This is a genomic window from Acetobacter sp. AN02 (assembly GCF_029759835.1).
Lineage (GTDB): Bacteria > Pseudomonadota > Alphaproteobacteria > Acetobacterales > Acetobacteraceae > Acetobacter.
In genome coordinates this window covers 16,450-29,899 of record NZ_JAJJND010000026.1, presented here as the reverse complement: position 1 = coordinate 29,899, position 13,450 = coordinate 16,450, and the positions used below count along the sequence as shown (strand labels likewise).

Genomic DNA, 13,450 nt, shown 5'->3' with positions numbered 1-13,450 from the left:
CAAACTCAAATCTACTTTCCTCGCAGCCGTGCAGTTCGCCTCAATCATCATACTGCTTAACTGACGACACGACGTAAGAGCGGCTTGTGCATCTGAGCAGGGCTGGAGATCAGCTCAAGACCTTTTCCGGATTGTGGTTTGGTGAATGCAAATACAATTTTTATTATTTTTAGGATATTACTTCAAAAAATGAAATAAAATTAATTATATATAATAAATTATGAAATAAAAATATATTTTTTATAATTAGTATATTAAAATATAAATGTGTTTTATAGAGTGGTAAACCGTAAGTTGCATCCGATGCGGTTTTCTGGTCATTCCCGCCTTATGGTGATCATCCGCTCTCTCATTTTTCTGATCTATTCCACGAGCCTGACCCTTCTCATGGGGCTGGGCGCACTGCCTGTCCGGGTTGCATTCCGCAATGCTGCGCTTGGCTATGCGCGTCTGTGGTGCCGTCTGCTTCTCGCCGGGCTTCGGGTGATTTGCCATACGGATTACAGGATCGAGGGGCTGGAAAAGCTGCCGACTGACGGTCCTTTACTGATTGCCTCCCGCCATCAGTCTGCTTTTGACACGCTTGTCTGGATGGTTCGCCTTCCGCTGCCTGCCTACGTCATGAAGGAGGAACTGGCGCGTATTCCCCTGGTCGGGCCGATGCTGCTTCTGACCGGTATGATGCCTGTGGAGCGGGGCGGGGCGGCCAAGGCCATGCGGAGTCTGCTGCGTGAGACGGATCAGGCGGTCCGGAGTGGGCGGCAGATCATCATTTTCCCGGAGGGGACGCGGGTGGTCTATGGCGAGACGGTTGCTCCCAAGCCCGGTGTTGCCGCTATGGCGAAGCATACGGGGCTTCCTGTCTGGCCGGTGACGACGGATTCCGGAAAATACTGGGGGCGCTCTGCCTTTCTCAAGCGCCCTGGTACGATTTCCATTGTTGTGTGTGATCCGGTTGAGAGCCCAGATCGGGCCGCCCTGCTGGAGCAAATCGCGAAGGCATGGAAGGAAGGAGATGAGCGGATCAGGCAGGTTGCCGACAGGGGGGCTGTTTCTCCTTTTTCTACAGCGTCGAAAAGCTGAGACTGTACCTTGAGAAAATCGTTTATCCCCAGAATCTGTGGATAACTCTGTGGGCCGGCACGAGATAAACAGTGGAGACAGCGGACAACCTGTTAACGGACGTTAAAATTTTTCGGCCGGAAAGTGACGCATATATGGCGAAAATAAGGCGAAGCTTTATGGGGCGTTGCGTATCGCGCGGTATTCCCTGAAGATTTTGTTTATTCCGCTGCGCTCATATTACCGGTGGTTAATTTTCGACCGGGTCTGATTATTAAACTGTATAGTTCATGAAGGATTGTGGATAATTCCAACTGACGGATCCGGTGCAGTGTCCCTGAGAAGTGTGCGGGCCTTTATATGGTCCGTCGCTGTCCTGTGTGTCCTGCTTATGGTGCTGGCTGGTCTGAGGCAGAGTCTGTCAGCCAGAGTTCAGACACGCCTCACGGACGGGCTGAGTCAGGTCGGAGGAGGGTTGTCCTGGAAAAGCAGGCACTATGAGCGTGGGCTGTGGTCCGTGCGCCTGTATCTGCAGCAGCCGCATTTCTTGACGGGCTTTCCTGATGGCACGGGTAAGTCAGAGGCTGAGGCAGACCAGGTGGTTATCAGCCAGTCTCTTTTTCCTTTCCTGGCTCCGCATTTCAGCGAAATGAAAGTGCTTGCCTTGCGGATTTCCGCAGAGGGGCAGCCTGATCAGGTGATCAGACTGCGAAGTGTCGGCGGGCCTGGTATTTCCGGGAAGATTTCCGGCGATCACCGGATTCTGGTGCATGTGCCTGAGGGACAGATTTCCGGGATTTTCCCGCAGGTTGTCTCTTTCCGTCGCCTTGCGGTGAATCTGGAGGGCGATAATCTGCCGGCCGGCGGGAGAACGATTTCTGCGCAGGCAGAGACGGAAGAGATTCTCAGTCCTTTTGCCGTCTCAGGTCTGAGTGATGTTATCCGTAATCTTAAACTGGCCGTGACGCTGCGGGCAGAAACGGCAGGTGATACGGTTCTGCTGCACTTTCTGACGGCAGATCAGACGCCTCTGACCTGGTCTCTGTCCGGGCGGTTCCAGCGTGTGAAAGGTATTTCGGCCGGAGATTTTGATCTCAGGGTCGGCGGGCTGAATAATCTGCCGGACTCTCTGCTTGGAGATGTATCCCTGTCTCCTCAGCTCAGGGCGCTTCTGCTGCAGATACGGGACCGGCAGGAGAAACATAAGGCAGAGGGCGAGCGGCAGCGACCATCTGCCTTGTCCGTTCCGCTGCGATTGCGGAACGGGGACTGGCGTCTCGGGGGCGTTTCAGTGACGGGGGCCCTGAATGTGATTTCCGCCCTGAAAACCGGTGAACGACCTGCCGGGCAAGTCAGAGGCCGTTGAACAGGGGTGTGGAAAGATAGCGCTCTGCGAAGGAGGGGACGATCGCGACGATGGTCTTTCCCTTGTTTTCCGGCTGCCGCGCGAGGGTGATGGCTGCATGAAGGGCAGCACCTGAGGATATACCGATGGGGATGCCTTCCATGCGGGCGCAGCGCCTGGCAGCGGCGATGGCTTCGCGTTCGGAGACGGTCAGCACGCCGTTGAGTGCTTCGGTATCGAGTGTGCGGGGGCGGAAGCCCGGGCCGATTCCCTGAATTCCGTGGGGGCCGGGCTCGTCGCCATTCAGGATCGCGCTTTCTGCGGGCTCGACGCCAAAGACCTCGATGGAAGGTTTCAGCTTTTTCAGGGCATGGGCAATGCCGGACGCCGTACCTCCGGTTCCGAGGCCTGACACCACGATATCCACCTCGCCATTCGTATCATCCCAGATTTCCGGGGCCGTCGTCAGGGCATGGGCCTGAGGATTGTCTTCGTTCTCGAACTGCGCGGGCATCCAGGCATGGGGGGTCTCTTCAAGAATTTTTCTGGCCCGTGCGATAGCTCCGGCCATACCGAGGCGCGACGGTGTCAGTTCGACCTGGGCATCCATCAGACGGAGCATTTTCCTGCGTTCGACGGATGCGCCTTCCGGCATCGTGACGATCAGTCTGTAGCCTCGTGCGGCAGCGACGAAGGCGAGGGCAATTCCGGCATTGCCTGATGTGGGTTCAACTAGGACACTTTTTCCGGGTATCAGTTCGCCGCGTTTTTCCGCGGCAAGGATCATGCTTGCGCCGATCCTGTCCTTTACGGAGCCCAGCGGATTGAAAAACTCCAGTTTCAGCAGGATACGGGCGGGGATGTCGTCATGTTCCGTCAGGCGCGGCAGGGCGACGAGGGGAGTTCCGCCAACCGCCTGGACTATGGAGTCGAAGACGCGGCCGCGCGGAGGCGCAGAATTTTTGTCCGAACGGACCGTTTTTGTAGATTTTCCTGTCATACGACTCTTTCGGGAGGTTTGCATATGGAACAATTACAGGCAAAAATAGTGGAACATGATTTTCTGTTCTTCTTTATCCGCCCGGAGCGGCGTAGAAGGCAACATGCGGACGGGAGAAAATCTCCTCTGCTTCAGAGAAGGGGCCAAAACCTATGCTTCTGCGCCATGACCGGGTTCTTGTTGCCGTTCTGATCATGACCGATGTGGCGTTCTATGCCGGTCGGTCAGGAACCGTCAGCGCTGCTGATATCGCGGAGCGTGCGGGTATGGCGCGGAGGGGGATCGAGCCTTTGCTGCAGATGCTGTCCCGCTCCGGTCTGCTGGAAAGTGTCCGGGGACCCAGGGGCGGATATCGTCTCGGGCGGCCGCGGAGAGACATCTGCTTGTCGGATGTCATCGGCGTCATTACGGCGGCGGAGGAAGAGGGCGCGAACGGGCCGACCAGTCCTCTGTTTGTCAAGGTTGTGGATATTTTCTGGAAGGAAGAGGATCGGGAGGCTGCAGAGCGCCTGAAATCCGTCACTCTTGATGATCTGGTCCGCCGTGCGGAGGCAAAGGGTCTTCGCCGTCCGCTGTCGGAGCCGATCAGCTTCTCCATCTGAGAAGCCGGGGCAGGGGATCGTGTGATCCCCCTTTTCTCCGGATTACTTGTGGCGCCGTGATCTGGTGACGCGGCGGCCGGTTGTTTTGGAAACCGTCTTTTCCGAAGCGACCGGAACGACCACGACCGGACGGGTTATGGTGACGCCGGTTGCGTCGACAGTTGCTGTCACGGTCATGTTCTTGCGCGGGCTGCCATCACCCGGGATCAGGGTCACGCCGAACGTGTCCGTTCCGCTGTATCCCAGTGTCGGGGTGTAGGAGATGACGGTCTGGCTGCTCAGATTATACAGCAGCGGCTTGCCGTGTTCCGGAGAGGGAGAGACGCCGAAGGAGGCATATGCGCCGCCGCCGGGTTTGGAGATGCGGAAGATACACCGGCCATCGTCACTGCGCACCTTCATGGTGACGTTCATGGCGTCCGGGGTATCTGTTTTCGGGCTGGTCACATCGCACACGGCGGATGTCTTGAGATAGCCATAGGGGTCAGGATCGCTTGCTGCCCCTGTCTGAATCGGGCCCTGATTACAGCCGGCCAGAAAACCGGCAGCGACCACCGGGCAGAGAAGAAATCGCACTCGCACTCGTTTGGCTCCGCGTTGCGTCGTTCGTATCTGATGCGATTCGCACGGATGCGGCAGGCACCATCAGAAGGTCAGCCTGTAAAGCAAGGCGGGCGGGGTGGAAAGAGTCGGGCAGGGCGCAGGGTGATAAAAGCTGCAAGAAACAGTGAAGTTCCGTACTGCGGACATGGTTTTCACTTTCTGGCCACAATTGGTCGCTTAATAGCGGGAGTTCTTGCTGGAGTGGGTGTTCAGATGCGTTTTGCGGGTTTCAGAACGGCCGTGGCCGTCGTTACGGGATTTGGTCTTGTTGCAGGGCAGTTTGCGGCCGGTCAGGCGCAGGCTGCGGCGTGCGTCTCACCCGCGCGCGAGGCCTTTGCGATTCAGAAGCTGAAGAGCGAGCTGATGGTTGTCGGTCTGGATTGCCAGCTTCAGGATAAGTACAACGCTTTCGTGACAAAGTTTCAGAAATATCTCCAGGACGGAGATACGCGTCTGAATTCCTATTTCCGCTCCACCTATGGCCGCAGCGGTCAGGTTCAGCACGACAGCTACAACACGGAGCTTGCCAATGAGCAGTCCCGTGAGGGGCTGAAGTCCGGAACGATCTTCTGCATGCAGCGGACGGGCATGTTTGACGAGGTTGCGGTGCTGGAAACGGCAAGCGATCTGGCGAATTACGCGGAAGCGAAGGACATTCTGCAGATTGCATCCTTCGAGACCTGCGGCACGTCCGAGCGTGAGACCGGCAAGGCGCGTGCCTCGTCCCGTCGTCGCGCCGCACGTCGCACCAGCAAGGCCTGATCTGCAGACGGGGCTTGACGTGACGGGCGCAGGCAAACGACATCAGGCCCTATGAGCGATCTTTTTTCATCATCCGGTCCCGGGAAGAAAGCTGTTCCGGCGGCCTCATCCGAATCCGCTGCTTCACCTGCGGCGGACGGGGCGAAGGCATCCGGGCAGTATGACGCCTCTGCGATCGAGGTTCTTGAGGGGCTGGAGCCTGTCCGGCGGCGTCCGGGCATGTATATCGGCGGCACGGATGATGTGGCGCTGCATCATCTGGTTTCCGAGATCCTCGATAACTCCATGGATGAGGCTGTTGCCGGCCATGCGACGACGATTGAGGTGTCTCTGGAGCCCGGGAATTTCGTTTCCGTGCGCGATAACGGGCGAGGGATTCCCGTTGATCCGCATCCCCGTTTTCCTGATCGTTCCGCACTTGAGGTCATTCTGACCACACTGCATGCTGGCGGTAAGTTTTCCAGTAAGGCTTATGAGACCAGCGGTGGTCTGCATGGTGTAGGCTCCTCCGTGGTCAATGCGCTTACATCCCGCTTTGAGGTTGAGGTTGCGCGTGACCGGGGTGTGTGGCGACAGGCTTATGAGAAGGGCCTGCCGGTCACGTCGCTTGAGAAGATCGGCGCCACGCAGAACCGGCGCGGCACGCTGATCCGGTTCTGTCCGGATACGGAGATTTTCGGGAAGCTCGGTTTTTCCCCGGCACGGCTGTATAAACTCTGTCGCGCAAAGGCTTTTCTGTTCCGCGGTGTCACGATCCGATGGTCCTGTGATGCGTCCCTGATCCGTGAAGGTGACCCGACGCCCGCAGAGGCTACGCTGCATTTCCCCGGCGGACTTGCGGATAGTCTGATGGATGAGCTGGGAGCGGAGGCACCGCTTCTTGCGCCGCTCTGGGCCGGAGAGGCGGATCTTCCGGCAGCTCCGGACGGGACCGGTAATGGTCGGGTCGAGTGGGCGATCGCGTTTCTGGAGAGCGGATCGTCTTCGTTTGCCTCATTCTGTAATACGATTCCCACGCCGCTGGGCGGGACGCATGAGAACGGGTGCAGGGCTGCGCTTCTCAAGGGCTTCAGGGCCTGGGGAGAGCAGCGCTCGGAAAAGCGTGCCGGATCTCTTGTTGCGGATGACGTTCTGGGAGCTGTTGCCGGCAAGCTGTCTCTTTTCCTGCGTGATCCTCAGTTTCAGGGGCAGACCAAGGAGAAGCTGACCAGTCAGGAGGCGGCCCGTCTGACGGAGGCTGCCCTGCGTGATCGCTTTGACCACTGGCTGGCCGGGAATCCGCAGCAGGCGGATGCTCTGCTTGCGCGGGTGATCGAGCGGGCTGAGGAGCGTCTGCGGCGGAAAGATCAGAAGGAAACGCCGCGCAAGAGTGCGACGAAGCGTCTGCGGCTTCCGGGAAAGCTGACGGACTGCACGCGTGAGAATGCCTCCGAGACCGAGATTTTTCTGGTTGAGGGAGATTCGGCGGGTGGTTCGGCCAAGCAGGCGCGTAACCGGGAATTTCAGGCCGTGCTGCCGCTGCGTGGCAAGATTCTCAACGTGGCGAGTGCGACCACGGAGAAGCTGCGGGCGAATCAGGAACTGAAGGATCTGATTGAGGCTCTGGGCTGCGGCGTGGGAGACCGGTTCGATCTTTCAAAGCTGCGTTATGGCCGGATTGTCATCATGACGGATGCGGATGTGGATGGCGCGCATATCGCCTCCCTGCTGATGACGTTCTTCTATCGCGAACTGCCGGAACTGATCCGCAACGGGCATCTCTATCTGGCTCAGCCGCCTCTCTATCGTCTGACCCAGGGGGCGAAGACGGTCTATGCGATGGATGACGCGGATCGTGAGAAAAAGCTGAAGACCGCATTCAAGGCGAATGCGAAGGTTGAGGTGTCCCGCTTCAAGGGGCTGGGAGAAATGCCGCCTGCCGACCTGAAGCAGACGACGATGGACCCGAAACACCGCACGCTTCTGAGGGTCGTGACCCTGCCGGAAGATCGTGCCCTGACGCGGGAGCGTGTGGAAAGCCTGATGGGACGCAAGCCGGAGCTGCGGTTTGCGTTCATTCAGGAGCATGCCCGTTCAGTTGAGGATCTGGACGTCTGATCTGCTCCTGCGCGTTTAGCGGGAGACGGATGGCCGGAAATGCTCTAAAGCCCCCGGGCATGAGACCGGCCCGTCTGTCCGGACGGGCGGGTTGTTGCTGATTCTGCCAGTCTGAGGAGTTCTGCCGAAATGGTGCCGCGCTATACCCGTCCCGTCATGGCTGCCATCTGGGCGCCCGAGAACCGCTATCGCATCTGGTTCGAGATCGAGGCTCTTGCCTGTGAGGCCATGGCGGAGTTCGGCACGATTCCCAAGGATGCCGCAAAGACCATCCGCGAGCGTGGCGACGAGGCGATGAAGGCGTTCTCCCAGGCGGATCTTGACCGGATTGACGAGATCGAGGCCGAGACCCGCCATGACGTGATCGCCTTTCTGACGTGGCTGGCTGAGAAGGTCGGTCCGGACAGCCGTTTCGTGCATCTGGGCATGACGTCCTCGGACGTTCTTGACACCTGCCTGTCCGTGCAGCTGGTGCAGGCGACGGATCTGCTGCTGAAGGATCTGGATGCGGTTCTTGCGGCGCTGAAGAAGCAGGCTCTTGAGCATAAATATACGCTGACCATCGGCCGCAGCCATGGAATCCATGCCGAGCCGACATCGTTCGGTCTGAAAATGGCCGGGCATTATGTGGAGTTCGAGCGCAACAAGGAGCGTCTGCTGACGGCACGCAGGGAGATCGCGACCTGTGCGATTTCCGGTGCGGTCGGCACGTTCGCTCATCTGGATCCGCGGATCGAGGCCTATGTTGCGGAGAAGCTGGGGCTGGAGGTCGAGCCTGTCTCGACGCAGGTGATCCCGCGTGACCGCCATGCCGCGTATTTCTGCGCTCTGGGAGTAATTGCGAGCGGTATCGAGCGTCTGGCGACGGAGGTCCGTCACCTGCAGCGTTCCGAGGTGCGTGAGGCGGAGGAGTTCTTCCATCCGGGCCAGAAAGGCTCTTCGGCGATGCCGCATAAGCGCAATCCGGTTCTGTCCGAGAATCTGACAGGTCTTGCGCGTCTGGTGCGTGCGGCGGTGGTTCCGGCACTGGAGAATGTGGCCCTGTGGCATGAGCGCGATATCAGTCACTCTTCCGTAGAGCGGAATATCTGCCCGGATGCGACGATCGGGCTTGATTTCGCGCTGATGCGTCTGGCCGGCATGATGGAAAAGCTGCTGGTCTATCCGGACCGGATGGCGGCAAATATTGAAAGCCTTGGCGGTGTGGTGCACTCGGGCGAGGTGCTTCTCGCGCTTGCGCGCGCAGGGCTGTCCCGCGAGGATGCCTACAAGATCGTGCAGCGCAATGCGATGGCGACCTGGACGAAGCTCGGCCAGCCTGACTGCCGCAGCTTCCGTGACAATCTGCTGGCCGATCCGGAGATTTCCGGGCGGATTTCTCCGGACGTGATCGAGGCCGCGATGGACAGCAGTGCCCATCTGAAGGAAGTGGACAGCCGCTTCGCGCTGGTGTTCGGGTAAGTCCGGGAAACGCCGCAGGTTCATGTATCTTCCGCCTCCGATTAATGCTAGGAGGCGGGCGCTATCCGGGGCCGGGAGAGGTCCGTTACCGCGCGGCCCGTTCCGCGCCTCCAGTCAGTCAGGGAAGAGAATGGCCCGTCGTCGTCAGCTCTACGAAGGAAAAGCAAAGATCCTGTTCGAGGGTCCGGAGGCGGGCACGCTCGTTCAGTATTTCAAGGACGATGCAACCGCCGGGAACGGTGCGAAGAAGGGTGTGATCACCGGTAAGGGTGTCCTGAACAACCGCATCAGCGAGTATCTGATGCTGCGTCTTCAGGAGATCGGGATTCCGACGCACTTCATCCGCCGCCTCAACATGCGCGAGCAGCTCGTGCGTGAGGTTGAGATCATTCCGCTTGAGATCGTGGTGCGTAATATTGCGGCGGGCAGCCTTGCGAAACGGCTCGGGATTCCCGAAGGCACGCGGCTGCCGCGCTCGATTGTCGAGTATTACTACAAGAATGACTCGCTGAATGATCCCATGGTCGGTGAGGAGCATATCACTGCGTTCGGCTGGGCCTCGACCCATGATCTGGATGACATGGTCGCGATTTCGCTGCGCGTGAATGACTTTCTCACGGGTCTGTTTGCCGGTGTCGGGATTTCCCTGGTGGATTTCAAGCTGGAGTTCGGCAGGCTGTGGGAAGGCGAGGAGATGCGGATCGTTCTTGCTGACGAGATTTCTCCGGACAACTGTCGCCTGTGGGATATCAAGACCAGTGAGAAGCTGGATAAGGACCGCTTCCGCAGGGATATGGGGCAGGTTGAGGAGGCCTATCAGGAGGTCGCCAGGCGTCTCGGGATTCTGCCCGAAGCCGGTAACGGCGACATGAAGGGCCCCGACATTATGCAGTGAACCGGTTCTGCCGGTTCTGAGGATACAGGGCGTGTCCGCGCGGGCGGATGCTGCCGGGAGAGAGGACGAGAGATGAAACTGCGGGTCACCGTATCGCTCAGAGAGGGAGTTCTGGACCCGCAGGGCAAGGCCATTGGTCACGCCCTGCACAGCCTCGGATTCTCCGAGGTCGGGAATGTCCGTGTCTCGAAAGTGATTGAGCTGGATGTGAGCGGTCCGGACCGCGCGAAGGCAGAGCAGCGGGGCCGGGAAATGGCTGAGGCTCTGCTCGCCAATCTGGTGATTGAGGATTACAGCGTGGAGGTGTCGGAATGAGACGTCTTGTTCGTATCCTGTCCTGTGCCGCTCTTCTGTCCGGCGCATCCCTGAGCGCCGGTGAGGCAATGGCACAGCGTGTCTCTCCGATGACCGGCGGCAGTTTCGGACGGATCTGTTCCCGTCCGGCCGGTGCGCAGATCTGTGATGCCTATATCAGCGGTATGGCTGACGGCGGCGCGCTTTCGAAGATCAACGACACCACGCATGATGATTCCGGGGCTCCGGCCGGGTTCTGCATTCCGCAGACCGAGACCGGAACGGCGATGCGGACAAAGGTTGTCGCATGGCTGCGCGAGCATAAGGATGCTCAGGCCCGTCCGGTGGGTGAGGGGGTCTTTACCGCACTTCACGATGCCTATCCCTGCTCCGTTCCGAATGGCGGGAAGAAATGAAGGCCGGAATTGTCGTTTTCCCCGGAACGAACCGGGAGCGCGACATGGCGATCGCGCTGCGTTCCGTCACGGGTGTGGCGCCGGTCATGCTCTGGCATCGCGAAACCTCGCTGCCGGATCTGGATCTGATCGTCCTGCCGGGTGGTTTCAGCTATGGCGATTATCTCCGCTGCGGAGCAATGGCGGCGCATTCACCGCTGATGCGTGAGGTGCGGGATTTTGCGTCTGCCGGCGGCCATATCCTTGGTGTCTGCAACGGGTTTCAGATTCTGACTGAAACCGGGATTCTACCCGGCGCGCTGCTGAGAAATGCCGGTCTGCGCTTTCTGTCGCAGGACTGCCATTTGCGGGTAGAGCAGGCAGATTCTCCCTTCACGCGTCACTGGAAGAAGGGCGACGTATTCCGGGCACCGCTGGCGCATGGCGACGGGAATTATGTTGCCGATGTCGCCACGCTTGATCGTCTGGAAGGCGATGGGCGCATAGCGTTCCGCTATGCCGGGTCAGGCGGAGTGGTTGATGCGGGCGATGCGATTTTAAACCCCAATGGCAGCCAGCGGGCGATTGCCGGTATTCTGAGTGAGAACGGTCGTGTGTGCGGCATGATGCCGCATCCTGAGGATCTCGTGGACCCGCTCATGGGCGGGGTGGATGGCAGGCCTCTTTTCGAGGGGCTGATGGAGGCTCTGGTCCGGTGAGTGGTGCAGTGCGAGAGGTGAATGAGAGCCTTGCCCGGGAATTCGGTCTGACGGCTGAGGAATATGGCCGCGTTCTGTCCATCATGGGCCGGACGCCGAGCCTGACTGAGCTGGGCGTGTTTTCCGTCATGTGGTCGGAGCACTGCTCCTATAAATCGTCCCGTAAATGGCTCCGCACCCTGCCGACGACGGCACCGTGGGTGATTCATGGCCCCGGTGAGAATGCGGGTGTGGTAGATATCGGGCAGGGGTTGGCGGCCATCTTCAAGATGGAGAGCCATAATCATCCGTCCTTCATCGAGCCTTATCAGGGCGCGGCGACGGGTGTCGGCGGTATTCTGCGCGATGTGTTCACGATGGGCGCACGGCCTGTCGCAAATCTCAACGCGCTGCGTTTCGGGCATCCGCTGTCTCCCAGAACGCGGGAGATTGTCGATGGCGTGGTGCGGGGGATTGGCGGTTACGGCAACTGCGTCGGCGTGCCTACCGTGGGCGGAGAGGTGAATTTTCATCCGGCCTATGACGGCAATCCGCTGGTGAATGCCATGACGGTTGGCGTTGCACGGCAGGACCGTATCTTTCTTTCCGCGGCGGCCGGTATCGGTAATCCGGTTGTCTATGTCGGATCGAAGACCGGGCGTGACGGCATTCATGGCGCGACCATGTCTTCGGCCGAGTTTGACGAACACGCTCTGTCGAAGCGTCCGACGGTTCAGGTGGGTGATCCGTTCGTTGAGAAGCTGTTGATTGAGGCGTGTCTGGAGCTGATGGCCACGGATGCGATCGTGGCGATCCAGGATATGGGTGCTGCCGGACTGACGTCCTCTTCCGTCGAGATGGCAGGAAAGGGCGGAGTCGGGATTGATCTCGATCTTGATGCGGTGCCGCAGCGTGAGCCGGGCATGACGGCCTATGAGATGATGCTTTCGGAGAGCCAGGAGCGGATGCTCATGGTGCTCAAGCCGGAGCGGACCGACGTGGCGCGCGCGATTTTCGAGAAATGGGAACTCGATTTCGCTATTATCGGCACGCTGACCGATACCGGGCATATTGTTGTCCGGCACAAGGGTCAGGTTGAGGCGGATATTCCGCTCGATCCGCTGGCAGATCAGGCGCCTGTCTATGATCGCCCGCGGGCGGAACTGACAGCGCCTCAGCCGCTCGGGGAGATTTATGATCCGATCGGGCTGGAGGAGTCTCTTCTGAGGCTTGTCGGGACTCCGGATCTCGCGTCCCGGGCCTGGATATGGAACCAGTACGACAGCACGGTCGGCGGTCAGACGGTAAAGCGTCCGGGTGGTGCTGATGCGGCAATTGTCCGCGTGGAAGATACACAGCTTGGACTGGCGCTTACCACCGACTGCACGCCGCGTTACTGCTATGCCTCTCCGGCGCGGGGCGGGGCGCAGGCCGTCGCTGAAGCCTGGCGTAACATTACGGCGACCGGCGCGCAGCCTCTGGCGGTTACGGATAATCTGAACTTCGGCAATCCTGAAAAGCCTGAGATCATGGCACAGTTTGTTGCCGCGATTGAGGGCATGGGAGAGGCCTGCCGGGCGCTGGATTTCCCTGTCGTGAGCGGTAACGTTTCTCTCTATAACGAGACGAAACAGCCCGATGGCAATGCGATCGCGATCCTGCCAACGCCCGCCATAGGCGGCCTCGGGGTGCTGGAGGATGTCAGCCGGAGTGTTGGTCTGGCGATGCCGCAGAGCGGGACGCTGCTCCTGATCGGAGAGACGAAGGGGCATCTCGGACAGTCGATCTGGCTGCGTGAGGTGCTTGGCCGTGAGACCGGAGAGGCGCCGGAGGTTGATCTGGCCGCCGAGAAGCGGAACGGCGATTTCGTGCGGTCTCAGATTCTTGCGGGCAATGTTGCCGCCTGCCATGATGTTGCGGACGGAGGTATTCTCATCGCCGTGGCTGAGATGGTGATGGCCGGTAGTTCGGGATGCCGTCTCGACGTGCCTGAATCCGGTATGCGTCCGGAAGCCTACTGGTTCGGTGAGGATCAGGCCCGCTATCTTCTGGCTGTTGAGGGAGATGGTGCTGCATGTGCCGAGGCTGCCGGTAAGGCGGGCGTTCCCGTCCGTGTGCTTGCGTCCATAGGCGGAGACAGCCTGGTTCTTCCGAGTGGCGCGACTCTTTCCGTTGCGCGTCTGCGTACTGAGAATGAGGCGTTTTTTCCGAAACTGATGGCGCGGCAGTAAACTGT

The 13,450-nt window shown here is 59.4% G+C and carries 13 protein-coding genes; 11 read left to right on the top strand and 2 right to left on the bottom strand.

All coding sequences use genetic code 11. The features are described from left to right. Positions 1–330 precede the first annotated feature (330 nt). Positions 331–1,083 carry a lysophospholipid acyltransferase family protein gene (locus LOC54_RS05025; protein WP_279312744.1) on the top strand — a complete coding sequence of 251 codons (753 nt, stop codon included), beginning with the start codon at positions 331–333 and terminating at the stop codon, positions 1,081–1,083. Positions 1,084–1,393: 310 nt separating this feature from the next. Further along, positions 1,394–2,428, top strand: a complete 1,035-nt coding sequence (locus tag LOC54_RS05020) for a hypothetical protein (protein ID WP_279312742.1) — start codon at positions 1,394–1,396, stop codon at positions 2,426–2,428. Here the strand turns inward: LOC54_RS05020 and cysK are convergent. Then, the gene (cysK, locus tag LOC54_RS05015) at positions 2,415–3,407 is read right to left on the bottom strand and encodes a cysteine synthase A (RefSeq protein ID WP_279312741.1); all 993 of its coding nucleotides are present in this window, start codon (positions 3,405–3,407) and stop codon (positions 2,415–2,417) included. The genes LOC54_RS05020 and cysK overlap by 14 nt on opposite strands. A 152-nt stretch (positions 3,408–3,559) precedes the next feature. Here cysK and LOC54_RS05010 point away from each other — a divergent pair, with 152 nt between their 5' ends. Continuing rightward, positions 3,560–4,009: an Rrf2 family transcriptional regulator gene (locus LOC54_RS05010; protein WP_279312740.1), complete on the top strand. Its 450-nt coding sequence runs from the start codon at positions 3,560–3,562 to the stop codon at positions 4,007–4,009. Positions 4,010–4,051: 42 nt separating this feature from the next. On the opposite strand, the gene LOC54_RS05005 is transcribed toward LOC54_RS05010, so the two are convergent. Next, positions 4,052–4,585, bottom strand: coding sequence for a hypothetical protein (locus tag LOC54_RS05005; protein ID WP_279312739.1), 534 nt, complete (start codon positions 4,583–4,585; stop codon positions 4,052–4,054). Between the two features lie 228 nt (positions 4,586–4,813). Between LOC54_RS05005 and LOC54_RS05000 the strand changes: the two genes are divergently transcribed. From LOC54_RS05000 to purL, 8 genes are all read left to right on the top strand, one after another. Further along, positions 4,814–5,374, top strand: a complete 561-nt coding sequence (locus LOC54_RS05000; RefSeq protein WP_279312738.1) for a hypothetical protein — start codon at positions 4,814–4,816, stop codon at positions 5,372–5,374. A 51-nt stretch (positions 5,375–5,425) separates the two neighbouring features. Beyond that, a complete protein-coding gene (parE, locus tag LOC54_RS04995; RefSeq protein WP_279312737.1) occupies positions 5,426–7,471 on the top strand; it encodes a DNA topoisomerase IV subunit B in 2,046 nt (681 codons plus the stop codon). Positions 7,472–7,600: 129 nt separating this feature from the next. Beyond that, on the top strand, positions 7,601–8,932 hold the full coding sequence (gene purB / locus LOC54_RS04990) for an adenylosuccinate lyase (protein WP_279312736.1): 1,332 nt from the start codon (positions 7,601–7,603) through the stop codon (positions 8,930–8,932). Between the two features lie 130 nt (positions 8,933–9,062). Beyond that, positions 9,063–9,827 (top strand): phosphoribosylaminoimidazolesuccinocarboxamide synthase, encoded by a 765-nt coding sequence (purC, locus tag LOC54_RS04985; protein WP_279312735.1) that lies wholly within the window; start codon positions 9,063–9,065, stop codon positions 9,825–9,827. A gap of 72 nt (positions 9,828–9,899) precedes the next feature. Further along, a complete protein-coding gene (gene purS, locus LOC54_RS04980; RefSeq protein ID WP_279312734.1) occupies positions 9,900–10,142 on the top strand; it encodes a phosphoribosylformylglycinamidine synthase subunit PurS in 243 nt (80 codons plus the stop codon). Continuing rightward, on the top strand, positions 10,139–10,537 hold the full coding sequence (locus tag LOC54_RS04975) for a Rap1a/Tai family immunity protein (protein ID WP_279312733.1): 399 nt from the start codon (positions 10,139–10,141) through the stop codon (positions 10,535–10,537). Before purS ends, LOC54_RS04975 begins: the two co-directional genes overlap by 4 nt. Beyond that, positions 10,534–11,235, top strand: a complete 702-nt coding sequence (gene purQ / locus LOC54_RS04970) for a phosphoribosylformylglycinamidine synthase subunit PurQ (protein WP_279312732.1) — start codon at positions 10,534–10,536, stop codon at positions 11,233–11,235. Before LOC54_RS04975 ends, purQ begins: the two co-directional genes overlap by 4 nt. 8 nt (positions 11,236–11,243) lie before the next feature. Then, positions 11,244–13,445 carry a phosphoribosylformylglycinamidine synthase subunit PurL gene (gene purL, locus LOC54_RS04965; RefSeq protein WP_408740297.1) on the top strand — a complete coding sequence of 734 codons (2,202 nt, stop codon included), beginning with the start codon at positions 11,244–11,246 and terminating at the stop codon, positions 13,443–13,445. Positions 13,446–13,450: the final 5 nt, after the last annotated feature.

What these genes read in the sequence shown, in the direction of transcription:
- LOC54_RS05025 (WP_279312744.1), top strand. Translation starts at nt 331, where the DNA reads ATGGTGATCATCCGCTCTCTCATTTTTCTGATCTATTCCACGAGCCTG.
- cysK (WP_279312741.1), bottom strand. Translation starts at nt 3,407, where the DNA reads ATGACAGGAAAATCTACAAAAACGGTCCGTTCGGACAAAAATTCTGCG.
- LOC54_RS05010 (WP_279312740.1), top strand. Translation starts at nt 3,560, where the DNA reads ATGCTTCTGCGCCATGACCGGGTTCTTGTTGCCGTTCTGATCATGACC.
- parE (WP_279312737.1), top strand. Translation starts at nt 5,426, where the DNA reads ATGAGCGATCTTTTTTCATCATCCGGTCCCGGGAAGAAAGCTGTTCCG.
- purB (WP_279312736.1), top strand. Translation starts at nt 7,601, where the DNA reads ATGGTGCCGCGCTATACCCGTCCCGTCATGGCTGCCATCTGGGCGCCC.
- purC (WP_279312735.1), top strand. Translation starts at nt 9,063, where the DNA reads ATGGCCCGTCGTCGTCAGCTCTACGAAGGAAAAGCAAAGATCCTGTTC.
- purS (WP_279312734.1), top strand. Translation starts at nt 9,900, where the DNA reads ATGAAACTGCGGGTCACCGTATCGCTCAGAGAGGGAGTTCTGGACCCG.
- LOC54_RS04975 (WP_279312733.1), top strand. Translation starts at nt 10,139, where the DNA reads ATGAGACGTCTTGTTCGTATCCTGTCCTGTGCCGCTCTTCTGTCCGGC.
- purQ (WP_279312732.1), top strand. Translation starts at nt 10,534, where the DNA reads ATGAAGGCCGGAATTGTCGTTTTCCCCGGAACGAACCGGGAGCGCGAC.